This is a genomic window from Chryseobacterium populi (assembly GCF_000282115.1).
Classification (GTDB): domain Bacteria; phylum Bacteroidota; class Bacteroidia; order Flavobacteriales; family Weeksellaceae; genus Chryseobacterium; species Chryseobacterium populi.
In genome coordinates this window covers 44966-68355 of record NZ_AKJY01000054.1, presented here as the reverse complement: position 1 = coordinate 68355, position 23390 = coordinate 44966, and the positions used below count along the sequence as shown (strand labels likewise).

Annotated in this window: 25 protein-coding genes; all 25 read right to left on the bottom strand. The window is 35.7% G+C overall.

Translation table 11 applies throughout. The features are described 5' to 3' along the window. A partial coding sequence (locus PMI13_RS13825; protein ID WP_007844786.1) for a hypothetical protein occupies positions 1–234 on the bottom strand: 234 nt, incomplete at its 3' end. Between the two features lies 1 nt (position 235). After that, the gene (locus tag PMI13_RS13820; RefSeq protein ID WP_034670281.1) at positions 236–616 is read right to left on the bottom strand and encodes a hypothetical protein; all 381 of its coding nucleotides are present in this window, start codon (positions 614–616) and stop codon (positions 236–238) included. Between the two features lie 76 nt (positions 617–692). Beyond that, the gene (locus PMI13_RS13815) at positions 693–1760 is read right to left on the bottom strand and encodes a hypothetical protein (protein ID WP_007844783.1); all 1068 of its coding nucleotides are present in this window, start codon (positions 1758–1760) and stop codon (positions 693–695) included. A 78-nt stretch (positions 1761–1838) separates the two neighbouring features. Further along, positions 1839–2573 (bottom strand): hypothetical protein, encoded by a 735-nt coding sequence (locus PMI13_RS13810; protein WP_007844782.1) that lies wholly within the window; start codon positions 2571–2573, stop codon positions 1839–1841. Beyond that, on the bottom strand, positions 2539–3096 hold the full coding sequence (locus PMI13_RS13805) for an RNA polymerase sigma factor (RefSeq protein WP_007844781.1): 558 nt from the start codon (positions 3094–3096) through the stop codon (positions 2539–2541). Before PMI13_RS13805 ends, PMI13_RS13810 begins: the two co-directional genes overlap by 35 nt. 113 nt (positions 3097–3209) lie before the next feature. After that, on the bottom strand, positions 3210–4592 hold the full coding sequence (locus tag PMI13_RS13800) for a nucleoside permease (RefSeq protein ID WP_007844780.1): 1383 nt from the start codon (positions 4590–4592) through the stop codon (positions 3210–3212). A gap of 16 nt (positions 4593–4608) precedes the next feature. Continuing rightward, entirely contained in the window at positions 4609–5208 is a 600-nt protein-coding gene (locus tag PMI13_RS13795) for a bifunctional nuclease family protein (RefSeq protein ID WP_007844779.1), read from the bottom strand. A gap of 170 nt (positions 5209–5378) precedes the next feature. Next, a complete protein-coding gene (locus PMI13_RS13790) occupies positions 5379–6326 on the bottom strand; it encodes an electron transfer flavoprotein subunit alpha/FixB family protein (RefSeq protein ID WP_007844778.1) in 948 nt (315 codons plus the stop codon). A gap of 41 nt (positions 6327–6367) precedes the next feature. After that, complete coding sequence (locus PMI13_RS13785) at positions 6368–7114, bottom strand: electron transfer flavoprotein subunit beta/FixA family protein (RefSeq protein WP_007844777.1); 747 nt, start codon at positions 7112–7114, stop codon at positions 6368–6370. Between the two features lie 239 nt (positions 7115–7353). Further along, positions 7354–8358 carry a T9SS type A sorting domain-containing protein gene (locus PMI13_RS13780; RefSeq protein ID WP_007844776.1) on the bottom strand — a complete coding sequence of 335 codons (1005 nt, stop codon included), beginning with the start codon at positions 8356–8358 and terminating at the stop codon, positions 7354–7356. 349 nt (positions 8359–8707) lie between these two features. Next, entirely contained in the window at positions 8708–9412 is a 705-nt protein-coding gene (locus PMI13_RS13775) for an SDR family oxidoreductase (RefSeq protein ID WP_007844775.1), read from the bottom strand. Between the two features lie 78 nt (positions 9413–9490). Then, positions 9491–10396: a T9SS type A sorting domain-containing protein gene (locus PMI13_RS13770; protein WP_007844774.1), complete on the bottom strand. Its 906-nt coding sequence runs from the start codon at positions 10394–10396 to the stop codon at positions 9491–9493. A gap of 378 nt (positions 10397–10774) precedes the next feature. Then, complete coding sequence (locus tag PMI13_RS13765) at positions 10775–12154, bottom strand: dipeptidase (RefSeq protein WP_007844773.1); 1380 nt, start codon at positions 12152–12154, stop codon at positions 10775–10777. Positions 12155–12304: 150 nt separating this feature from the next. Continuing rightward, positions 12305–12583, bottom strand: coding sequence for a hypothetical protein (locus tag PMI13_RS13760; RefSeq protein ID WP_007844772.1), 279 nt, complete (start codon positions 12581–12583; stop codon positions 12305–12307). 55 nt (positions 12584–12638) lie between these two features. Beyond that, a complete protein-coding gene (locus PMI13_RS13755; protein WP_007844768.1) occupies positions 12639–13787 on the bottom strand; it encodes a class I SAM-dependent methyltransferase in 1149 nt (382 codons plus the stop codon). Between the two features lie 36 nt (positions 13788–13823). Further along, positions 13824–14267, bottom strand: a complete 444-nt coding sequence (locus PMI13_RS13750) for a DinB family protein (RefSeq protein WP_007844766.1) — start codon at positions 14265–14267, stop codon at positions 13824–13826. Positions 14268–14273: 6 nt separating this feature from the next. Next, positions 14274–14723, bottom strand: a complete 450-nt coding sequence (locus tag PMI13_RS13745; RefSeq protein WP_007844764.1) for a hypothetical protein — start codon at positions 14721–14723, stop codon at positions 14274–14276. A gap of 7 nt (positions 14724–14730) precedes the next feature. Further along, positions 14731–15894: a methylmalonyl-CoA mutase family protein gene (locus PMI13_RS13740; protein ID WP_007844762.1), complete on the bottom strand. Its 1164-nt coding sequence runs from the start codon at positions 15892–15894 to the stop codon at positions 14731–14733. 111 nt (positions 15895–16005) lie between these two features. Next, entirely contained in the window at positions 16006–16365 is a 360-nt protein-coding gene (locus tag PMI13_RS13735; protein ID WP_007844760.1) for an FtsB family cell division protein, read from the bottom strand. A gap of 1 nt (position 16366) precedes the next feature. After that, positions 16367–16981 (bottom strand): uridine kinase, encoded by a 615-nt coding sequence (udk, locus tag PMI13_RS13730; RefSeq protein ID WP_007844751.1) that lies wholly within the window; start codon positions 16979–16981, stop codon positions 16367–16369. A gap of 130 nt (positions 16982–17111) precedes the next feature. Next, entirely contained in the window at positions 17112–18962 is a 1851-nt protein-coding gene (locus PMI13_RS20700; protein WP_007844748.1) for a T9SS type A sorting domain-containing protein, read from the bottom strand. A 130-nt stretch (positions 18963–19092) separates the two neighbouring features. After that, complete coding sequence (locus PMI13_RS13720; protein WP_007844743.1) at positions 19093–19398, bottom strand: ATP-dependent Clp protease adaptor ClpS; 306 nt, start codon at positions 19396–19398, stop codon at positions 19093–19095. Positions 19399–19408: 10 nt separating this feature from the next. Further along, positions 19409–20764 carry a hemolysin family protein gene (locus PMI13_RS13715; RefSeq protein WP_007844741.1) on the bottom strand — a complete coding sequence of 452 codons (1356 nt, stop codon included), beginning with the start codon at positions 20762–20764 and terminating at the stop codon, positions 19409–19411. Positions 20765–20866: 102 nt separating this feature from the next. Beyond that, positions 20867–21730 (bottom strand): ATP synthase F1 subunit gamma, encoded by an 864-nt coding sequence (gene atpG / locus PMI13_RS13710; protein ID WP_007844739.1) that lies wholly within the window; start codon positions 21728–21730, stop codon positions 20867–20869. Positions 21731–21798: 68 nt separating this feature from the next. Continuing rightward, positions 21799–23376, bottom strand: a complete 1578-nt coding sequence (atpA, locus tag PMI13_RS13705; protein ID WP_007844736.1) for a F0F1 ATP synthase subunit alpha — start codon at positions 23374–23376, stop codon at positions 21799–21801. Positions 23377–23390: the final 14 nt, after the last annotated feature.

The following is a 23390-nucleotide window of genomic DNA, read 5'->3' as shown; positions in this document are numbered from 1 at the left end:
CTCCAGCCGTGATTTTATATAATCTTTTCCGTCATTGTAATATTCGGTCTGAACATTGTCTTTTATCGTCATAAACCATGTTTCTATGGGATATCCGACGCGCAGAAATTTGCCCTGCTTAAGTTTTTCGCACTTTGCAGGCTGGTCCGGGCTTAAAAAGATATTTTTTTCCTGTGATTTTAATTCAGTAAAACCCAGCAACAACAGCATTAAAACAATATTTGATCCTTTCATCCTACGCTTTTCTTTTGGTTATGACCAGTATAAATGCTCCCATGAATTCAATAAACCAGCCCCACTTTAATTTTACAACTCCTGCAAAAGTTTCCCGCCAAGATTTAAAAGGTAAAAAACTGAAATAGTCTAATGCCTGAAACTTAATGGCAATCAGGGTAAAAATGAATAAGATGATCAGGAGGATTCCAAAAATCCTTACTGTTTTAAGTTGATTATTCACGATTCCAAAAAGTGCACACGCAGAAAGAACCCAACATATAATGGCTAAATAATGATCCAGCTTCCAGTAGTTCCAGTTTCCTATCACAGGGACATGAACCAATGGTAAAAAGCTGCCAATGATCACTAATAACAATCCTATTAACTGAATATTTTTCATATTTCCTAAAGCGCCAAAATACAAAAAAAAACACACTCCGGAAAGTGTGTTTAAAACCAATGCATTCAATTATTAATCAGAACGTTAAATTAAAGATCTCAATTCCTATCTGTAAACTGTTTTTGTTATTCATTATAGCATCATCATTAAAAACAGATGTTAAATCTTTTTTCACATACAGACTTATCCCTGCGTAGCCTATACTCAATTTTGTTCCGAACAGAAAGTTATTCATTCCGTTTTCCACCCTTTGTTTGAAGATGTTTCTATTTGACACCTCATCCTCATACCTGTATTTTATCCTGCTTCCAATTTTTACCCCTCCATAAATTCCAACTCCGATTCTTAGCTGTGCCTTACTATCATCGATGAATTTTTCTCCTCCATAATCCACATATTTAGGATTAAGTACAAACTGCATCTCCAGAGGAACTTCAATATATTCTGCTTTTAACTGTGAATATTTTATACCACCCGGTGTAAATTCTGTCTGAAAAAGTTTTCCGTCAGCCTGAGTAAAAACTTTTGATTTTTCCAGATAATACACATCAGCTCTTACGCCAATACCAAAGTTCAGGAATGTAGGGCTCGAATATTTACCTACCTGCATTTCAAATCTAAACTGGTAAGAAAGAGATCCAGATTTCCCAAAACGGATCTCATCAGATTCATTAAAGAAATTAAACGGAGCCGAGCTGCTGGTAAGATTTAAAAATCCACCACCAATGAGAATTCCTGCATTATTCAAAAGATTCTTCATATCATTCTTTTTCTCATCGACACTTTTTCCCAGTACAGATTTTCTTACTCTTTCTTTTGTGATCTCTTCAAAACTTTCTTTTTCACCATCTACTTTTTCGTTAATAATGCTTTCATACTTTAAAGCTATTTCATTATTCAGTTTCTGTTTATCGGCCGCAGACATCTTCCCGTCTTTGAAATTTCTATCTACAACGTCCAGTTCATCATTCATTTTTGTTCTTTCCGAAGTTACAATACTGTCGATTTTCCTGGTGTAATGACTTATTTTTTGCAGCAGTGTTTCTTTGGAACGGGAATCATAATAATTTCCGGATTTCTCCTGTGCAAAAGCCATTACTGAAACAGTCAGCAGAACAGCAGAAAATAGAGCTTTATTGTTCATTGTTTGTTATTTTTAGTTATTATCCGGGCTGTCCAACGGTATCTCAGCTGGATAGTTCACTTATATTTAAATTTTTATTTATTCGTCTGTGCCTGAGCGTACTGTAACGCCTAAGGTTACCACTTGTGAAAAATGGGGTTTTAATCTCTCTAAATCTATTCTTATGTAAGATCCTTTATGTTTGTTTCCTTCTGCCTTATCGTATTCTCTTCCGGCAAGAAGATCAGATGCCTGTATGTATTTCACAGGTTTTTTTTCAGATATTTCAGAAGAAACCGGTACTTTTTCAATAATTACTTTTTCATCGCCGGACTTTACAATATCAGGTGTTTTTATCTGATGGACAGATGCAATTTCAGGAAAGGTTTTAAGGATATCCGCATTTTGTATTTCTGTTGGATTCTGTATTGGTGGATTCTTTTTTTGAGGCTGAGCCTGAGTATTCATATTTTTCTCTTTACCTACGATGTTTTCATTTAAAGTACGGTTAACAGCAAAAGCAGAAGACGGGACGGTTTCTATGTTATTACTTTGTTGTACGGCTTCCGAATGCATTTTTGTCTTTTCCGGTAATTTGTTTTTCATCGTTGTATTTTCAATTCCGGTTTTATTCGTATTAAAATAAACAAGAGTTCCCATAAAGACGAAAAGCAAAACAACAGCTGCATATTTCCACCACTGAAAAGGTTGTTTTAAAGGCAAATCAGAAGCTTTTTCCAATTCTCCTTCTATCTTATCCCAAAGATCAGAAGAAGGCTTTATTTCCCTGTTTTCGTAATCAGATCTTAAGTGTTTCAGTATTTCTTTTTTCATTTTCTTTTGTTTTAAAAAATTCTACAAGCCATTTTTTAGCTTTGCTCAGCTGGCTTTTGCTTGTTCCTTCAGAAATATTAAGAATTTCTGCGATCTCCTGATGTTTTTTCTCTTCAAAAATATAAAGGTTAAAAATCAGTTTGTAGCCCATCGGCATCTGGGAGAATATATCTTCAAGATCAATCCTTTCAAGTTCTTCCTCAAAATCTTCGTCAGAAACCTCTTCTGCGACTTCAGCGGCATCTACATACAGGATATTTTTGTTCCGGCGTATAAAGCTTATGGAATCGTTCACCACAATTTTACGGAGCCAGAAAGGAAAGCTTTTCCAGTCTTTACAGTCCCCCAGTTTTGTAAAACATTTAAGGAAAGCGTTTGATAAGATATCTTCAGCATCATAAATATTATTAGTATAAGAATTTGCTATAGCAAGCATTCTGCCCGAAAATGCTTCATAAAGAGCTTTCTGGGCGAGTCTGTCATGTTTTTTAGCAAGGATAAAATTCTTTTCTAAATTATTCATTTATCAGTTTCTATATAAAAGACGGCAAAAAGGATAAAAGGTTGCCTGTAAAATAAAAAAAATACACTTTATTCCAAAGTGTATTTTAATATATTGATAATCAGATGATAAAATTAATGTTTAACATGAGCAACTTCTTTAGGATCGTGTTTATGTTTAAACAAGAGAGCAAATAAAATGGCTAATATCAGCGCATATGCTGCAAAAGACAGCCAAATCTGGTTCCAGTCTTTCATCATTACAACCGATGATAATGTTCCGTCAGGATTTACTGCTGCATTAAAAGAATTTTTAAGAATTTCTAAAAATGTAGGGTTGTCAGGTGTGGTTTCAAGATAAGTGGATAATTCTGAAGCGCTGGTAAATTGACGAGTAAAGAATTTATCAATCGCCCAGCCTGCCATATAACTTCCGAAAACAGCTCCAAAACCATTGGTCATCATCATAAACAATCCCTGTGCAGAAGAACGGATCTTTTTATCGGTAGTGGTTTCTACGAAGAGAGAACCTGAGATATTAAAGAAGTCGAAAGCCATTCCGTAAACGATACAGGAAAGGACGATTAATGCCAGACCATATCCATCAGGAATACCATAGGCAAAGAACCCGAATCTTAAAACCCATGCCAGCATTGACATCAGCATTACTTTTTTAATCCCGAATTTTTTCAGAAAGAAAGGAATAGCGAGGATAAATAAAGTTTCGGAAACCTGGGATATAGACATAATAATGGTCGATCTCTGTACTACAAACGAATCTGCATATTTTGGAAAATGAGCAAACTCACTTAAGAAAACATCTCCATAAGCATTTGTTAACTGCAATGCAGCTCCTAAAAGCATCGAAAACAGGAAAAACAATGCCATTTTATAGTTTCCGAAGAGTTTAAATGCATTCAATCCAAGCTGTTCTGATAAAGGAGCGCTTTCATCAATCAGTTTTTGTGGCGGACATTTCGGTAGTGTAAGTGCATATATTCCAAGTAAAATGGCTACAATACCGCCAATATAAAATTGACCTTCCGTTGCTTTATTTCCTGTAAGATTGGTGATCCACATCGCTACAATAAACCCGATTGTTCCCCATACACGAATGGGAGGAAAGTCTTTTACAACATCCAAATCACTATTCTTTAAAACAGTATAAGAAATAGAATTGGCAAGAGCAATGGTCGGCATATAGAAACACATGGCCACGAGCATTACATAAAAGAAAGAATCAGGATTTCCTGTATGAGGTAAGATGAACAGAACGATTCCGTAAAGAATTTGCAGGGCCGAAAAAATCCGTTCCGCATTCACCCAGCGGTCGGCAATAATTCCGGTGATGGTAGGCATAAAGATAGAGGCTATCCCCATTGTTCCGAAAACGGCTCCAAACTGAGCTCCTTCCCAATGTTTTGTACCGAACCAAAAATTAGCCATCGTAATCAGCCATGCTCCCCAAACAAAAAACTGCAGAAAGCTGAGGATGGTAAGTCGTAATTTTAAATTCATATTTTTTATAAATATCTTAGTCGATTTTCTTTTTCCTTCTCTTGATTTCTTCCTGAATTTCAAGAGCAGTATCATAATCTTCTTCTTTCACTGCATCTTCCAGTAATTTCTGAAGCTCTTCCATGGAAAGAGATTTTAAATTGTCTTCTGTTTTTACCGTTTCGGAGAAGGCCTCTTCTTCTTTGGAGACATCTTCCAGCTCCAGAAGAATTCCGGCTTCATTCAGTACCTGCTGAGTGGTGAAAATGGGGGCATCAAATCTTACGGCCATAGCAACGGCATCGGAAGTTCTGGCATCCAAGATCATTTCTTCATCGCTGCTTTTATTTTTGAAATTGATATTGGAGAAGAAAACCCCGTCTACAATCTGATAAATAATAACTGAGACCAATTCATAATTCGCAGTAACTATAAATTTTGTGAATAAATCATGAGTAAGAGGACGAGGCGGATGAATATCTTTCTCCAGACCCAGAGAGATGGATTGTGCCTCGAAATTTCCTATAACAACAGGTAATTTTATATGTGTTTCTTCATGTTCCAATAACAAAGCGTACGCACCTGATTGGGTCTGGCTGTACGATATTCCGCGAATAATTAACTGTTTATAATCCATAACTACAAATATAAATTAATTTTTTGTTGTAGGTTTTACTTTTTAGACAAAAATAAAAGCCCGGAAAGCCCGAACTTTTACTTTTATGTGAAATGTGAATCGTGAATTACTTCGTGCCAATTTTAAATATATCATTGACCTGTACCGTAAAATTCACTATTGACTTATTTTTATCCTTTTAAAGCTTTAATCTTTTCAGTTAATGCGGGAATAATCTGGAAAGCATCTCCTATTACCCCATAATCAGCTGATTTGAAGAATGGAGCTTCAGCATCATTATTGATTACAACGATTGTTTTGGAAGAGTTAACTCCGGCTAAATGCTGGATCGCTCCTGAGATACCCACAGCGATATAAAGGTTTGGAGAAATTGCTTTTCCGGTTTGCCCTACGTGTTCTGTGTGAGGTCTCCATCCGATGTCTGAAACAGGTTTGGAACAAGCTGTAGCAGCACCTAAAACACCAGCTAAATCTTCAATCATTCCCCAGTTTTCAGGACCCTTCATCCCTCTTCCTGCAGAAACAACGATCTCAGCTTCTTTAAGATCTAATTTCCCTGAACTTTGTTCGTGAGAAATCACTTTAGTATCTTCATTGGATACGGATAAATTCTTCACTTCTTCAGAACCTGATGCTGCATTTTCTTTAACACCGAAAGCATTTTGAGAAACAGTCACAATAACTCCGTTTCCTTCTGCCTTTGCATGCATAAACCCTTTTCCTGAGAAAGCTTTTCTTTTCACCTGGAAGGGGGAAAGGCTCTCAGGAGCTGCCAAAGCATTGGTAATTAATGAATAATTCTTCATGATTGCCAACATCGGAGCCACTGAAGATGCATCGGTAGTGTGCGGGAAAACAATTGTGTTTCCGTCAAACACTTCACTTACAGCCTGTGCATATGCTTTTGCTGAGAAATTTTTAAGACCTTCGTCTTTAATATTGATTACGTTTGATGCTCCATATTTGTATAATAAATCTGAAGAATCGGTAGGGTTTACAGAGATTGCGGTAACGCTGTCACCTGACTGGTCTGCAATTGCTTTCGCGTAAGCTACTGCTTCAAAAGCTGCCTTTTTGTAAACTCCGTTTATATTTTCTGCGTATACGAATACTGCCATTGTTTTGAATTTAAAGATTAAAAAATTTAATGATTAAAAGATTAGATAACTTTAGCTTCTTCGTGAAGTAATCTCACCAATTCATCCAAGTTATCCGGAGAAACCATCTTTACTGCAGCTCTCGGTGGAACACTGTCATAAGTAACACCCTGAACTTTCACTTCTGATGAAGCAGGCTCTACAACTTGTAAAGGCTTGGTTCTTGCAGACATAATCCCTCTCATATTCGGGATAATCAGATCTTTTTCGTCTACTAATCCTTTCTGACCGGCAATGACAGCAGGCAGCTTTACAGAAATCGTTTCTTTACCGCCTTCAATTTCTCTTACAGCGGTAGCTTCACTTCCGTTTACATCTAATCCTACGGATGCATTTACGAAAGGCTGATTTAGCAGCTGAGCCACCATTCCCGGAACAGAACCCCCGTTATAATCGATAGATTCTTTACCGCAAAGAATAAGGTCATACCCACCATTCTGGGCAACAGCAGCAATTTCTTTAGCTGTAGAATAACTATCTTTCGGGTCAAGGTTTACTCTTACCGCATCGTTAGCTCCGATAGCCAATGCTTTTCTGATTACCGGCTCTGTACCCGCATCTCCTACATTGATTACTGTTACCGTAGCTCCCTGAGATTCCTGAAGTTTAACTGCTTTTGTCAATGCAAATTCATCTAACGGATTGATTACCCACTGAATTCCGTTTTTGTCGAAAGCAGATTTATCTGCTGTAAAGTTAATTTTGGAAGTAGTATCCGGAACACTACTAATACAAACTAATATTTTCATATGTTGTTCTTAATTTTTTTATTGGCCATATGCAACCCTAAGGTTTCATGTGTACTATTTTACTTTTCCCTTTATCGCAAAAAAGTCACACAACTTTATGCTGAGATTTTGTTTGATTAATTTCTGTAAATATAAATAAAAAATATATTATGCATGCATAATATGTTATTCAGCGCATTAAAAATAATAAAAACGCTCTAATGTAAAGCGTTTTTATTATTCCCGAAAAAAATATCAGATTATTTTTTAATGAATTTTTTGGAAAACCGGTCTCCTTTGGTCTCAATAATAATGATATAGGCTCCCGGATTAAGCTTCCTTACCTCTACTTTATCATTATCGAGCTTAGCATTTATCTTCCTTCCTGCTGTATCAAAAATTTCAATTTTAGTGATTTGTGATTTAGAGTGAATATTGATGAAATCAATGGCTGGACTTGGGTACACTGAAACGCTATTTTCTTCCGCAACTGCCTCTTTTGTTCCTAATACGGCAGTATTGGTAGCCATTAGCACATAGTCATCAAAAGAGGTAATATGGGCCACTGTATTACCAGTGCCGACAGCTGAAACAAAATCCATTTCAAAAGGGTCTTCACCTACAGCTGCCGGTGTATAGCCCGGGCCGGGGCTGAAACTACCTTCAGGGGTTGTCCACGTAGCCATTCCTGTGGTTTTATCAAATGTACAACTTAACGGAATCCAGGTATTGGCAGGATATATATTTGTTCCTAAATTAAGCCCAAAATTTGCAGTTTGCCCTGTATTATCTGTATAGTGGGCTATACCCATAATTTTTTTTGTTGCATAATTATATCCTATTCCAACTAAGGTTTTATGAGTTGTAGTATTATAAATCATAACAGTTCCCCTCCCTACACCATCTGTGGCGCTTCCGGTATATAAACTAACATTTAATTTGATGATATTGTTTCCGGGAGTTCTTGCAGCCCATGCTGCAGCCAATCCATTCTTCCACATATATTTTGTTCCTGTTGCAGTGGCGTTTCCGGTAAGCTGCAACGATTTGTCATGAGAAGCATCTATATTTACGATCTGTGCTTCTGAATTGGAACCTCCGGCGAAATCTGTGTAAAACCCGCCCTGTCCGGGTGTTGTTGCGGTAATATCCGTTCCTACATTTCCTATCGTATAGGAATTAAAATTATCGTTTTGTAAAGTCTGCGCATTTATTGTGTTAAATAAAACCAATAAAAATGCTCCATTTGATAAAACTTTTTTCATAAAATATTTTTAGAATTTAGTATCATTATTAAAACTCCTAACATAAAATTCTTTTCTGTAAATCAATTTCTATTTATATGACTATAAGAATTAAAAATAGTTGCCTGTGAAGTGAGAAATTTTATCGCAATGTTACTCAAATGCTGAATAAAAAAAGTTTATCTGATCAATATTTTATGAAATGACCTGAATTTTTTATAAAAAGTTTTAAGATAAACGAAAAACATTTAATTCATTATCAATATATTAAAATGTAAATGTTTTTATAATCTGATAGTTTGGCTTTAAAAAAATTATTTTGAATTTATTTTAATTAATTCTCTAATAAAAGAAATAATATAGATTTTGATTATGCTGGTTTAGCCGCCCTAAACTCAATTTTACTTGGCAAAACCCTCGGATTCATTTTTAAAATATCCAATACCAGATTCCCCATATCTTCCGGCTGGATTTTCCATTCATCTTTTTCAGAAATCACATTTCCGTTGAAATTTGACGCGACTGATCCCGGCATAATCACTGTTGATTTGATATTGTATTTTCTTAAATCAATCATTGCTGCCTGGGTAAAGCCTACAACACCGAATTTTGACGCGTTGTAGCCTGTTCCTTTTTCAAAGAAATTGGCCCCGGCCAGGCTGGAAATGGTTATATAATATCCTTCTGACTTCTTTAATTCATCCAGTGATGCTTTTAAAGTATAAAAAACACCGGTTAAATTCGTTTCAATCATAGCATTCCATTCATCTGCAGATAGCTCATCTACAGGCTTGAATATCCCTAATCCCGCATTGGCAATTACAAAATCTATTTTCCCGAATTTCTCTACTGCATATTTTACAGCTTCCATTTCACTTTCCAGATTTCTTACATCAGAAACAATTCCTAAAACTTTTTCTGAATACTGCTGCAAAGCTTTTTCAGCTGCTGTCACATCTTCTTTTTTTCTTCCTGAAAATGCAACTGAAACTCCATTTTCAAGTAGAATTTTTGCAATCCCAAAACCGATACCTTTGGTTCCGCCTGTTATATAGGTAACTTTATTTTCCAGCATATTTCTTATTTTTAATTTTCTAAAATAAAAAAAACGTTCCAATTGGAACGTTTTATATGTGCTAAGATTTGTCAATCTTTATTTCTTAATGAATTTTTCAGTAATTTTTCCATCTTTGTTTTCTATACTGATCATATAATTTCCTGCCTGAAGATTTCTTACATCTACTTTTTCACCATCAAAATTAACATTAAGCTTCCTTCCGGAAACATCAAAAACCGCAACATTACTTACTTTTGATTTTGATGTCACAAACAAATAGTCAGTGGTTGGATTTGGGGAAACACTTACTGATTTTACAGAATTATATACTTCATGTACTCCTAATACAGATTCGCCTTCAATAGAAAATGCAAGTCCGTCTAGTGCCGGTGTAGCCGTTAGTGCAGAAAGGCTTGTCCAGTTAGTTGCTCCTGCTCCGAAGGCATTGCTAGGATCAACCAATAGAGCCGGATTGTCATTTATTTGTCCTGCAAACCAGTTAAATCTTGTAGTTCCTGTATATGCCGTTAAATTTGTTTTAGCTGCGAATACCAACCAATAAACTGCATTTGCCTGCAAAATTACAGGAGTAGGTAATGCTGCAGTTACATCAATTGTAAAAGTATAATTGGATGTTCCTGTTTTTACCAAACCATATCCGGGGGCACCTTTAGCAACATCAACCTTTGCAATCGGAGTTACAGCAGGATTATTAGGGATTCCGGCAGGCATTCCTCCATTATTAGCGTAAATATACAACACAGCACCAGTAGCAATAGTAGTTTCAAGAGTTCCTGCATTCTGGAAGCCTTCAATCTTGATTTTTGTAATCTTATTTTGGCTGGTCAGCTTAAAATCATCAGCTGCTGCAACAAAATTGTTATTCGCTAAAACATCTGAGACAATACCATTTGTTGTTGTTGTCGGCTGGGAGTAAATGACAGTCTGAGCATTCAGACCAATTGCAGATAATAATACTCCGAATAAGTATAATTTTTTCATAGTTAAAAAGTTATTAATTTTATAATTATAAAATTAATAAAAAAAACCACATTCACAAATAAAATAAAATAAAAATATCAAATTCAAACATATTAATAATATAAATTAAATAAAAACATAAAAAAGAGGCTGTCTCAAAAATATTCCCTCTTTCGGGCTCTTTTTTGTCTTTTAGAAGATTCTCAAAGTATTATTTTACCTTTTGAGATAGCCTCTTTCTATTTGAGCTGGTCTCCTAAATAATTTTAATAACCATATTAAACAAATAATATTTAATTTTTTATAAAATACTATACAAAGTATTTTCCTGCTTAAAATGTTTGTTGATTCTCAAGAATAAAAAATCCTTAAGTTTTTTCACTTAAGGATTAAGATTTGCTATTTTGAATAGTTTTCGAAAAATAATGGAATACTCTCTATTCCTTTATAAAAATTGAACAATCCGTAGTGTTCGTTGGGAGAATGTATTGCATCTGAATCTAAGCCAAAGCCCATTAATACTGATTTAGCTCCCAGTACTTTTTCAAACATCGCTGTAATCGGGATACTGCCTCCGCCTCTGTAAGGAAGGACTTCTTTATTAAATGCTGCTTCCATAGCCTGTTTAGCGGCTAAAAATTCCTTTGTATCCGTTGGTAATACATAAGGCATCCCACCATGATGCGGTGTAACTTTTACTTTTACTGTATCCGGAGCAATTTTCTCGAAATATGTTGTGAACTTTTCTGTAATTTCTTCCGGAGTCTGATAAGGAACCAAACGCATTGAAATTTTGGCAGAAGCTTTAGAAGGAATCACCGTTTTAGCCCCTTCACCTGTATAACCACCCCAAATTCCATTACAATCCAATGTAGGACGTATTGATGTTCTTTCCAGTGTGGTATATCCTTTCTCCCCTTCTACGTTGCTTAATCCGATTGATTTTTTAAATTCTTCCGGATTATCCTTCAGCTTATTCATTTCAGCTCTTTCAGCATCAGAAACCATATCTACATTATCGTAGAATCCATCAATTGTAATATGCCCGTCTTCATCAATCAACTGTGCGATCATTCTTGAAAGTACGTGAATAGGATTCGGAACAGCGCCACCATAAAGCCCGGAATGTAAATCCCTGTTTGGACCTTCCACTTCTACTTCTACATAGCTTAATCCTCTTAAGCCTGTAGTTACCGTAGGCTGTTCATTGCTGTAAATATGGGTGTCGGAAATTAAGATACAGTCACAGGCTAATTTCTCCTTGTTTTCATTAACAAAATCTCCTAAGCTTACAGACCCTACTTCTTCTTCACCTTCTAAAATAAATTTAACGTTACAAGGAAGTGTATTTGTTTTCATCATTGCTTCAAAAGCTTTCAAATGCATAAAGAATTGCCCTTTATCATCGGCAGAACCTCTCGCGAAAATCGCTCCATCCGGGTGAAGTTCCGTTTTTTCAATATAAGGCTCGAAAGGCGGCTTTCTCCATAATTCCAACGGATCCGCCGGCTGTACATCATAATGACCATAAATCAGAACAGTCGGTAATTTGCTGTCTAAAATTTTTTCACCAAACACGATAGGATATCCCTTGGTCTGGCAGACTTCTACGTTGTCTGCTCCTGCATTCTTAAGGTGTGCTGCACATACATCTGCACATTTCAACACATCATCTTTATAAGCAGGATCTGCAGAAATAGAAGGAATTCTCAGTAATTCAAATAATTCATCCACGAAACGCTGTTTGTTTTCGTTGATGTAATTTAATGTCTCTTGCATTGTAAAATTTATTTTGTTAAAAGTAAAAAAAATGGATTGCAGGAACAAACAAAAAGAAATGATTTTAAGCATTCTATCAATCAGCTTCAATACCCACAAATAAAAAATGCCCTACATTTTGCAGGACATTTTTATATTGTTTACTAATAATTAGTGTTCAGCTTTTGGAGCTTTCTCAGCTTCTGCAGGTTTTGCAGCGGCAGCACTGTCAGTTTTAGGAGCTTCTGCTTCAGGTTTTGCAGCAGTAGCTGCTTCTTTGTGACCTGTAGCTGCTTCATGACCGTGAGCTTCGCCTCCACCCTGTACATCGTCAGAATATCTTTCTACCCCTTCTTCCAGTTTCAGAGTATTCTTATTTCCCCCCGCTTGTATTTTTTTACAGCTTACGGCTACAGTTGCAATGGCTAAACATATAATTAATTTTCTCATGCTTAAATTTTTGATTGCCCAAAATTAAGAAATCTTGCATTTTACGGCAACATTTTTATATGGATTTTAAAATAATTTTACCTTTTTTGGATTGTGTAAAAATAAGATACTTTTCACCACCATCTTTAATATTATATTTTTTTTTGATTTCTTCAGGTTTTAAAGGATAATTCTTTGAAATGATATTAAACTGCTCTTTCTTTTTAATCTGCTTATTATCAATCTCTTCCATTTCAATTATTCTTCCCGGAAAGTCATTGATCTTTTCATTAAAAGTATAAAGATGGCTATTCGGATGAAGCTTTTTCACATTCATTTTTTCCGAGATTAAATTAAAAACACCTGCTTTTAAAATTGCATGATTGGGAATATAAATAAATCTTTCCGGTTCTGAATATTCTGCTTTTGCATTTTCTTCATCCCCAAACAGAAACGTAAAATTGGGTTCACCGCTTTCCAGATTCACGCAGTTACAGCTAATATTTTCTGAGTTTTCGTTATTCAAAAACACGATGACTTCTTTTACATCATTTTTCAGAGCAACAATATCAATTCTGAAAATACCCGGCAAAACTGATACCAGATACTTCAAATCAATCAGTGGAGACAGCTTTATCACTACTTCTTTTGAAATTGAAAGTAATTTTTCCCGGATTTCGAGAATATTAGGTGACAAATCTTCCAGAAGGAACACTTTGTTTTTTTGTTGGTCTCTCCTTGCCGGATCTAAATAGATGACATCAAAGGTTTCTTCATTTCTATCAAGAAAATCTTCCAGCTTTTGATTGATAAATTCTGCTTTTTTCTCCAGTACATGCCAGTTATGCCTTACAATTTCTAAAAGGTCTGGGTTCTGTTCTATCAGGGTAATCTCTTCAAAATTACGGGACAGGTAATAAGCGTCAATTCCAAAGCCGCTTGTAAGATCTATGAATCTTTTTCCTTTTAAAATTTCAGATTTATACCCTGCTGTTTTTTCTGAGGAAGATTGCTCTAAGCTGAGTTGTGGCGGAAAAATAATTCCTTCCTTCAGTAAAAACGGAAATTTTCTCTGTGCCACCTGCTTTCCTTTTATCTGCTGAACAATTTCCAGCATAGAGACTTCCGGAAACGGGGATTTTTTCAATAATAAAGCATGTAGGTCTGTATTCAGATTTGCATTGATATAATTTTGAATATCCTTATTTAATATTTTTTTTTCCACTGATTTCGTAGATTTACCCAGATGTTTGTGTTTTAATTATCTTTTATAGAAAATATAATCGGTTAATATGGGTTCTATACCGTTTTGTTTTAATAAAGAGTTGATCTGTCCCCGATGATACGTGGAATGATTGATGGCGTGAAAAAGCATCTCAAAAATACTGTTTTCAAATTTTGTTCCTCTGGAGTTCCGGTATTCGATTCTTTGATCCAAATCAGAATCTTTAACAATTCCGATACTTTTCAGAAAATTCTGATGATTGATGGTATTAAGGTCTTCGAAAGGATTGATCTGCCATACTTCGAAATTTTTTTCTCCTAAAATCCTTGAATTCCAGATTTGCTGGGCATTGAGGGTATGACTGATTAAACTGATTATCTTCTCATCTACTTTTGAGATATTTCCGGAAATAAGTTTGATCATTTCCTTGTTATAGTGGTAAGTATACTCAAATAAGTCAATCAGTTTTTCTTTCATCATTCAGAATTATAAGTTTGAATCTTTATGAAGGGTAATTGTATTGGGGGACAATGGATCTATATCTGTATGACCTTCATTTTCAAAATCCATGAAAAACACAATTTCATTTTCTTTAGTGAATTCAATAAGCCCATTTAAAAATTTACTTTCTTCAATTTTGTTATTGTTGTCATTGTATGAAGCAATCAAACTGAATTTAAAAGGTTTTTTGGAAAAATCAACAGTGTATTTTATATATCCTGTTTTGCCTTTGTTCGGACCATCAGGAATTATATAGTTTCTTCCGTCAATAACCATTCCTTCCAATTCAACATTGGCATAGCCATCAGGGAAAAAGGTAAAAGACCTTTTCTTACCGGAATCCGTTCCGCTCCATTTTCCGTGCAGGTTTTCAGCTGTTTGTGAAAAACACATTCCAAAAAACAGAACAAGAAGAAAAAATAAGACTTTTCTCATTGTATTATTATTCAAACATTTCTGCCCAACGGACCGCCTTTATTTCTTTTTCATTATATAAGTCGTCAATTGACTTTTTAGCCTCTAACTTCGGATAAAGGTTTACTCCAATCAGCTTTATTTTACCTTCTTCCACCCATTTCTGTTCTTGTACAGCATGGTCATAAATCTTTTTCTGAATCACACCCTGTTTTAATAGTTCCAGGTAACCTCCTGCTTTTTCAATCTCAATGAATAAGCCCCAGGATTTTTCTGCTATCTGCCGGGTAATGTCTTCAACATAATAACTCCCGTTGGAAGCGTCTTCAAATACATTAATAATGCTTTCATATGCCAGAACAATCTGCTGCTTAAAAGAAATTTCTTCTGAGTTTTCCGTGCTCTTTTCAACCAGATAATTGCTGCTGAAAACAGCATCAGCACCACTGATCATTGCAGAAGCAAGCTCTAATGTGGATCTGATAAGGTTATTTTCCCGGTCTGAAACCGATTTGTTTCTTAAAGAAGTTTCGGCAAACAGGTATGGAATCTCATCCAGTCCGTATTCTTTTGAAAGTTGGTTAAAAACCAGTTTAAAGGCTCTTATTTTAGCCATTTCAAAGAAATAATTCCCTCCGATAGCAATTCTGAAAATCAGTTTATTTAAGATTTCCGGCCCGTAAGCTTCAACGAGCTCTTTAGCTTTTGATAAAGCAATTCCTAGCTGCTGATAGATTGCAGCACCTGCATTTTGATGCAAGGATATGTCTACGCAGATGTTTCTTTTAAAATCTTTTGCAAGCAATTCTTTAACCAGCTGGTCATTAATTACGGCTTCCTTTTCATCAAAAACATCAATTAATGAAAAATACTGGTCTTCATCTTTAGGACTGATGTGTTCGGCCAGGTCTTTATTATTGACAAAAATGGTTTTCTCCTCAAGGTTTTCTACGTTATGATTTAACAGAAAGGCATAAACATCTTCTTCCAGGCTTTCATGGTAGGTAGCCACTAAATGGGTACTTTCTTCTACTTTCGGCAGGTTTGCCAATGGTTTCTGCACGGTGCTATAGAAGGGTTTAACATCAATTCCTTCTAAGTTTTCCTTCTTCAGAATCGTGTAAATATCTTCTGTTTTAAGCTGTTTTTTTACTAAATTTTCCCAATCCGGAAGTATATCTATATTTGACATTGAGTTGAAAGGTATAGGTATTATTATGTGAATGATCAATAGCAAATTAACCTCTTTGCCAGTTTTTAAATCTGATCATTCATTAGCAAAGCAAAATTAACAATTGACTTTTTATTGTTTTTGAGCAATATTCGAGCTGTCTACCACCAGAATAAAGATTTCTTCATCCGGCTTTTTCATAAAGTAGTTTTCTCTGGCGTATTTTTCTTTTTCAGATTTATTGTTCATCAGTTTTTTATAGAAAGCATCGTTTTTTTCGTATTCTTTTTTATAATACTGCAGCTGCTCTTCATATTTACTGATTTCACCATTCAGTTCATTAATTACCAGAAAGGAGGTTTTATCAAAGAAAATCATCCAGACCAGAAACATGCAGATGGTAATGGTGTATTTATTCAAAACATATTTCTGAATAAGTTTGAATGTTTCAGACTTTGGCTGAATATCTTTAATGAGTTTGTTTTCTGCCATTTTAGTGTTTTCTCAACGAGTTTTTAATAACGGTAGTTAAAAAATCAATCGCTACGGAATTTTGTTTCATATTGGGGATGATAAGATCCGCTTCGTTTTTAGACGGCTCTATAAATTCCTGATGCATCGGTTTCAAAGTGGTTTGGTAACGGTGTAATACTTCACTCAGATCTCTTCCCCTCTCCTGTGTATCTCTCCTGATCCGCCTGATTAATCTTTCGTCAGAATCTGCATGAACGAAAACTTTCAGATCAAATTCTTTCAGCAATTCTTTATTCGTCAGTACCAAAATGCCTTCTACTACCAATACATTTTTAGGTTCTACAGTAACGTGGTCTCCGGTTCGGGAATGAGTAACAAAGCTGTAAATCGGCTGTTCAATAGGCTCGTTATTTTTTAAAGCTTTTACATGTTTCAACATCAGTTCAAAATCTATAGACTTGGGATGGTCATAATTTAAAGCTTCCCGCTCTGTTAATGTCAGATTTTGATTATCGTGATAATAATTATCCTGAGAAAGGATGTTCATTCCTTCGATATCAAGCTGCTGAAGTATCTTATCAACAACTGTAGTTTTGCCGGACCCTGTACCTCCTGCAATTCCTATTACAAGCATTATTTTTTAGTTTCTATATAGTTTTTACAAATATACTATTTTAGTTGAATGCAAATAAAATAATGAGTGCTGAATTTGTTTAATAAAAATCCGATGTTTTCACACCGGATTTCATTATCATTTTTAAGTTTTATTTCTTGATAAACTTAGTTGATAAATTTATTCCTTTTATATTCAAAATATAATTTCCTGTCTGAAGATCAGAAACATTTATTGTATTCTTACCATTGATAACGGTGGTTTCCAAAACTTTTCTGCCTTCCATATTATAGATTTCCACTTTTTCTTCTTTTCCTGTTTTCAGAGAAATATGTAAAGTACCTGAAACCGGGTTAGGATAGATCTCAACATTTTCTTTTTTAGAAACATCATCTGTACTCAACAAACAGTTATAGGCTGGTAAAGTATAGCCTGCAGCAGTAAATTCCTGTGTCATTATGCTTACATCACCACAAGTGAACCCGAATTGTCCTACCATATCAATAGCAGCCTGTCTTACGGCAATCGCTGCATCCTGTTGGCCTGTTAATGCATTTGTCATGGATAACCCTTCAAGGAAAGCCCTGTCTGTTTTTTCTTTCCCGATTTGATTGTATATTCTCATCAAAGCAGATGCCCAGATTTGTCCGTCTATATGAATAATTCCTATAAGTCCACCGGGATACGTTTCTGTATAATTTGTAATTCTTCCGTCCCAACATTCGTTGTGCCCGTCCCAGTTGAACATCCAATTGTATTGTGGTGCCGATGAGGGCCATTGGTTTAAACTTCTGCTGTATGACTGAGCCCAATAGTCTGCACATCCCTCACTTAACCCCTGAACCTGGGATAAATTCCCGTTGGTTAACCAATCATGCACTCCATGTCCTAATTCATGTATGATAACGTCAGCATCTTCAGCATCATCTACACAACCTTCCCCAAAAACCAACCTGCCATCCAGGTAATAAGAATTATCATCTCCATTCTTTCCATGGGGATCATACCATAGTATTCCTTCGTTGGTTAATGGTTTACATAAAATATTTAATGTTTCATTGATATACCGTAAGTTATGGTCTACATGCCAGTACACGTTTACCGCTTCGAATCCCTGATTATTTCTGTTAAATAAAAACTGATTGGTTGCCTGGGTAAAAAGCCCTGTAGAAGGAATTTCCAATTCTTTAATTTCTGCATAAGAACCTTTTAACTTATATACCCCTGCTGTTAAATCCAGCTCAGGAATGGTAACCAAAGTTCTTGCTGCATCCAGACTTGCGTTGGTAGCATCATTATTATCCGCATACTGGCCTCCATAAGCTGCCTGCATCTTGGAAAGCGGATCGGGTTCAAAGATATAGCCGGAACCAGACACAAGAGTTTTTTTATTGTCTGTTGTTTTTCCTTTATTTTTTTTCTTAGGTTTCGGATCATCATTGTGACTGTGATGATACAGTGCAACATCCTTCACGCTGATTACATTTCCGTTTTGTGCATCTACAATGGTTTCCCAGCTTCCCGAATGATCATGAGAGTTTGTACGTACCCTGTAAACCAGCTTCGTTTCTCCGGATTCTGTAAGATAAACAAAAAGCCTGGTTTCTTCATAAGTAATCTTACCCTTTGTTTTTGAGGCAATATGGGCTTTTTGAAGAGCTTCAGAAACCTGAACGGAAGGAACCGTATTTATTTCCGTTACATTTTTTTTAAAGCTTTCTGCAGAAGTATAAGTAATTTTCCCTTCTTTGTTGAAATGCAATACAATCTCCGATTGGAAAACCGGTACGTCTTTAATCATTTGCTGGAAACGTAGTGTTTCTCCTGAATTTCCTTTTCTTACAAAGCTTAACTTAAGTTGGGTAAAGTTTTGAATCCCTAAATTTCTGGAATTTTCATTGATCCATTTTTTTGCAGAAGTTTCAAGTGATGATTCCTGGGCTGATAAAGCTGAACAAGACAATATACAGCCTACGATTAACGAATTAATTTTAAATCTCATATGTGTTTTTTATAGCTATTGCTAATTTAAAAAAATTATTGAAACAGCAAATATTTTTCACACTAATGAGATAAAAAATCTAAAAAAACATAAAACAATAAAAAAATCCTAACCAATTGTTAGGATTTTATTAAACTATTTCGCTTGTTAATTCTCTTGAAATTAACTTTTCATGCATTGGCTTCAACAGATCCATTGAGCCTGTTTTTACAGTACATTTGCCTTTATAATGCACCAATATCGTGCATTGTTCAGCCTGTTCGAGAGTATGTTTACAAATTTCGATCAAAGAATCAATTACATAATCAAAAGTATGGATATCATCGTTATGCAAGATCAATTTATAAACATCATCAGTATCATCCAAAACAAGAACTTCTTCTTCATACTGACGCTTCGGATTTTCGTAATCTTTTATACCGTTATAAAAAATCATTTTACTTGCTTTAAATTTCTAATTTGTCTGTCAGATCATTGATGATATTAGGGCCTTCATAAACCAGCTCTACAAGCTCAACACTCTTATTATTCATTTTCAAAATCTTGAAATGATAATTTTCCAGATCAAATTCCTGGTTTTCCTCCGGAATATCTTCCAGTTCGTGAAGGATAAAACCTGCTAATGAATTGTATTCACTTTCTTCTGAAAGCGGCAATTTCTTAGGCAGGTATTCATTGATCTCGTCAAGAGGCTGTGTTGCCTGAACCCAATAGGTATTGTCTGCTATTTTATCTACAAGCTTGTCTTCATCATCTTCTTCATCCTGAATTTCCCCTACCAGCTCTTCCAGAATGTCTTCCAATGTAATAATTCCTTCAGTACCTCCGAATTCATCGATGACAATGGCAAGGTGCTGCTTTTTCTGCTGGAAAATTTTCAATAAATCTGAAATCTTCTTGCTTCCAACCACAAAGAAAGCATCACGCATTAAATTCTTAAGATCATCGTGGTTAAGCTCACCCTTTCCTTTGACATATTCCCTGATAATTTCTTTGGTATAAAAAACACCAATTATGTTATCTATAGAATTGATATAAACCGGAATACGGGAATAGCCGCTTTCCATGATCTTATTGATAATCTCATTGATATCTTCTTCAAAATCTATGGAAGTGATATTCTGCCTTGGAACCATGATCTGCTTTGCGGAATGGTCTGTAAAATCAAATGCATTTTTGATGATCTCATAATTCTCCTCTTCAATTTCTCCACTGTCTGCACTCTGTTTTACCAGAAGCTGAAGCTCTTCTGTTGAATGAATTTCCTGTTCAGAAGCGGGATGTATTTTGATTAATCTTAAAAAAGTATTTGACATTAAATTCATCAACCAGATAAATGGTTTGAATATCGTATAAAATACTCTCAACGGAACTGCTGTTGCCATTGTGGTTGCCTCCGATTTTCTGATGGCAATAGATTTTGGAATAAGCTCACCAAATACAATATGCATTACCGTAATTAAAACAAAACTGGTAACTACCGATACTGAAGTAATTGATGCCTGGCTTAAAGTGATATTAAGAGAGTGGAAAATATTTTCAACTACATGGTGTAATGCACTTTCTCCTACCCAACCGAGGGCAAGGGAAGCTAATGTAATACCCAGCTGTGTAGCAGATAAATACTCATCAAGATGCTTGATAATATGCTCTGCCTGTTTTGCCATAGAGTTTCCTTCTGCGGCTTTTAACTGGATTTGTGAGTAACGAACTTTAACAATTGAAAATTCTGCGGCTACGAAAAAGCCATTAAGTAATACAAGAAACAAGGCTAGCAAAAGCCTGACTATGTCCGAGTCCATTTAAAAAATTATAAAATTTATTTTTACAAAGATATACAAAATAAAAATAACAAAAAAAGCATCGATATACCCGATGCTTTAATATTGTGTTAAAATAATTCTTTAAGAATTTTTCAAAGCTTCTGCTCCGGAAACGATCTCTAAGATTTCGTTTGTAATGGCAGCCTGTCTTGCTTTGTTGTAGAAGATTACTAAATCATTCTTCAAAGCCTGAGCGTTGTCTGTGGCTTTATGCATTGCTGTCATTCTTGCTCCATGCTCAGATGCTACTGAATCTAAAACAGCTTTGAACACCTGAGTTTTGATAGATTTCGGAATTAAATTATCCAAAATTTCATTTTTGTTCGGTTCAAAGATATAATCTGTTTCTAGCTGGGGCTCTGTTGTTTCAGGCATCACGATAGGAAGCAGCTGTTCTTTGGTCACTTCTTGGGTAGCGGCATTGATGAATTTGTTATAAATGATATATACTTCATCAAATTTACCTTCTCTAAAGCTGTTCATTACAGCTTCTGTAGAATTGGAAACCGCATCAAAGTTTAAATTATCGTAAACGGCACTTGCATTTGCATACACGGCACGGTTTCTTCTTACTGCATCGTAAGCTTTCTTACCGATTGTAAGAACTTCAATCTCGTATTGAGAATTATTCTGAAACTGAATATTAAGCTCTTTAACGATGGATGAGTTAAAAGCACCTGCAAGACCTCTGTTTGAAGTTACAGCGATGAAAAGTATTCTTTTAACCTCTCTTTTCTGAGCATACACGGAAACCTGATCAGGATCTGAACTAGAATTTACATTCTGGATGATTTCTTGTAGCTTTTCAGAATAAGGTCGCAACATCACGATCGCATCCTGTGCTTTTTTAAGTTTCGCAGCGGAAACCATTTTCATAGCACGTGTGATTTGCATCGTAGATGAAATTGAAGTGATCCTTCCTCGTATTTCTTTTAAGTTTGCCATTAATTTGAGTTCAAAGTTTAACGCTTAAGGTTTAAAACATTGAATTTCAAACCTTAAACATTGAATTTTTAATTATATTTAGAAGCTAAATCGTTAGCTGCCTGCTTAAGAACGTCTGTGATATCGTTATCGATTTTTCCAGCTTTGATCGCAGCCATTGTTTCAGGGTGCTTAGATCTTAAGAAAGCGATATATTCAATCTGGAATTCTTTTACTTTTCTGATAGGAACATTTCTAAGTAAGTTCTCAGTTCCGGCGTAGATCATCGCTACCTGGCTATCTACAGGAAGTGGAGAGTTTACCGGCTGCTTAAGGATTTCCACGTTTCTTTCTCCTTTAGAGATTACCGCTAGCGTAGAAGCATCAAGGTCTGAACCGAATTTAGCAAACGCTTCCAATTCTTTATATTGAGCCTGGTCTAATTTTAATGTACCGGAAACTTTTTTCATTGATTTGATCTGAGCATTACCTCCTACTCTGGATACAGAGATCCCTACGTTGATCGCAGGACGGACCCCTGAGTTGAACAGGTCAGATTCCAGGAAGATCTGTCCGTCTGTAATAGAGATTACGTTAGTTGGAATATACGCAGAAACGTCACCAGCCTGAGTTTCGATAATCGGAAGGGCAGTTAAAGAACCACCACCTTTTACAATTGGTCTGAGAGATTCAGGTAAGTCGTTCATCTGGCTCGCAATATTGTCATCAGCAATTACTTTTGCCGCTCTTTCCAATAATCTTGAGTGAAGATAGAAAACGTCTCCCGGATATGCCTCACGGCCCGGTGGTCTTCTTAATAACAGGGAAAGCTCACGGTAAGCAACCGCTTGTTTAGATAAATCATCATAAACGATCAATGCCGGTCTACCGGTGTCTCTGAAGAATTCACCGATTGAAGCTCCTGCCATTGCAGAATATACCTGCATAGGAACCGGATCTGAAGCGTTAGCAGCAACGATTACAGTATATGCCAAAGCTCCTTTATCAGAAAGGGTTTTAACGATTTGAGCTACTGTAGAAGCTTTCTGCCCGATAGCCACATATATACAATATACAGGTTTCCCTGCATCAAAGAATTCTTTTTGGTTGATGATCGTATCAATTGCAACAGTAGTTTTACCAGTCTGTCTGTCGCCGATGATAAGCTCTCTCTGTCCTCTTCCTACAGGGATCATAGAGTCGATCGCCACGATACCAGTTTGTAAAGGCTCAGTTACCGGCTGTCTGAAGATAACTCCGGGAGCTTTTCTTTCCAATGGCATTTCGTATAAATCCCCGGTAATAGGACCTTTACCATCGATAGGGTTACCAAGAGTATCTACTACTCTTCCCAACATACCTTCTCCTACTTTGATAGAAGAGATTCTGTTTGTTCTTCTTACTGTATCACCTTCTTTTACTAATTTACTTTCTCCTAAAAGAGCAACACCTACGTTGTCTTCTTCAAGGTTAAGTACAATACCTTCTACATCACTAGAAAATTTCACCAACTCTCCGTATTGTACGTTTTCTAACCCGTATACACGAGCAATACCATCACCGATGGTTAAAACTGTACCTACTTCCTCAACGTTGGATTGAGTATCGAAGTTGGCCAATTGTTGTTTTAAGATCGCAGATACTTCTGCCGGATTTATTTCTGCCATTGTATGGTTGTTTT

What these genes read in the sequence shown, in the direction of transcription:
- PMI13_RS13800 (WP_007844780.1), bottom strand. Translation starts at nt 4,592, where the DNA reads ATGAATTTAAAATTACGACTTACCATCCTCAGCTTTCTGCAGTTTTTT.
- PMI13_RS13810 (WP_007844782.1), bottom strand. Translation starts at nt 2,573, where the DNA reads ATGAAAAAAGAAATACTGAAACACTTAAGATCTGATTACGAAAACAGG.
- udk (WP_007844751.1), bottom strand. Translation starts at nt 16,981, where the DNA reads ATGCTTGTAATAGGAATTGCAGGAGGTACAGGGTCCGGCAAAACTACA.
- PMI13_RS13740 (WP_007844762.1), bottom strand. Translation starts at nt 15,894, where the DNA reads ATGTCAAATATAGATATACTTCCGGATTGGGAAAATTTAGTAAAAAAA.
- PMI13_RS13735 (WP_007844760.1), bottom strand. Translation starts at nt 16,365, where the DNA reads ATGGCAGAAAACAAACTCATTAAAGATATTCAGCCAAAGTCTGAAACA.
- PMI13_RS13820 (WP_034670281.1), bottom strand. Translation starts at nt 616, where the DNA reads ATGAAAAATATTCAGTTAATAGGATTGTTATTAGTGATCATTGGCAGC.
- PMI13_RS13765 (WP_007844773.1), bottom strand. Translation starts at nt 12,154, where the DNA reads ATGCAAGAGACATTAAATTACATCAACGAAAACAAACAGCGTTTCGTG.
- atpA (WP_007844736.1), bottom strand. Translation starts at nt 23,376, where the DNA reads ATGGCAGAAATAAATCCGGCAGAAGTATCTGCGATCTTAAAACAACAA.
- PMI13_RS13790 (WP_007844778.1), bottom strand. Translation starts at nt 6,326, where the DNA reads ATGGCAGTATTCGTATACGCAGAAAATATAAACGGAGTTTACAAAAAG.
- PMI13_RS13750 (WP_007844766.1), bottom strand. Translation starts at nt 14,267, where the DNA reads ATGATGAAAGAAAAACTGATTGACTTATTTGAGTATACTTACCACTAT.
- PMI13_RS13805 (WP_007844781.1), bottom strand. Translation starts at nt 3,096, where the DNA reads ATGAATAATTTAGAAAAGAATTTTATCCTTGCTAAAAAACATGACAGA.
- PMI13_RS13745 (WP_007844764.1), bottom strand. Translation starts at nt 14,723, where the DNA reads ATGAGAAAAGTCTTATTTTTTCTTCTTGTTCTGTTTTTTGGAATGTGT.
- PMI13_RS13760 (WP_007844772.1), bottom strand. Translation starts at nt 12,583, where the DNA reads ATGAGAAAATTAATTATATGTTTAGCCATTGCAACTGTAGCCGTAAGC.
- PMI13_RS13720 (WP_007844743.1), bottom strand. Translation starts at nt 19,398, where the DNA reads ATGATTTTTTATAACGGTATAAAAGATTACGAAAATCCGAAGCGTCAG.
- PMI13_RS13770 (WP_007844774.1), bottom strand. Translation starts at nt 10,396, where the DNA reads ATGAAAAAATTATACTTATTCGGAGTATTATTATCTGCAATTGGTCTG.
- PMI13_RS13815 (WP_007844783.1), bottom strand. Translation starts at nt 1,760, where the DNA reads ATGAACAATAAAGCTCTATTTTCTGCTGTTCTGCTGACTGTTTCAGTA.
- PMI13_RS20700 (WP_007844748.1), bottom strand. Translation starts at nt 18,962, where the DNA reads ATGAGATTTAAAATTAATTCGTTAATCGTAGGCTGTATATTGTCTTGT.
- PMI13_RS13780 (WP_007844776.1), bottom strand. Translation starts at nt 8,358, where the DNA reads ATGAAAAAAGTTTTATCAAATGGAGCATTTTTATTGGTTTTATTTAAC.
- PMI13_RS13775 (WP_007844775.1), bottom strand. Translation starts at nt 9,412, where the DNA reads ATGCTGGAAAATAAAGTTACCTATATAACAGGCGGAACCAAAGGTATC.
- PMI13_RS13715 (WP_007844741.1), bottom strand. Translation starts at nt 20,764, where the DNA reads ATGGACTCGGACATAGTCAGGCTTTTGCTAGCCTTGTTTCTTGTATTA.
- PMI13_RS13785 (WP_007844777.1), bottom strand. Translation starts at nt 7,114, where the DNA reads ATGAAAATATTAGTTTGTATTAGTAGTGTTCCGGATACTACTTCCAAA.
- PMI13_RS13795 (WP_007844779.1), bottom strand. Translation starts at nt 5,208, where the DNA reads ATGGATTATAAACAGTTAATTATTCGCGGAATATCGTACAGCCAGACC.
- atpG (WP_007844739.1), bottom strand. Translation starts at nt 21,730, where the DNA reads ATGGCAAACTTAAAAGAAATACGAGGAAGGATCACTTCAATTTCATCT.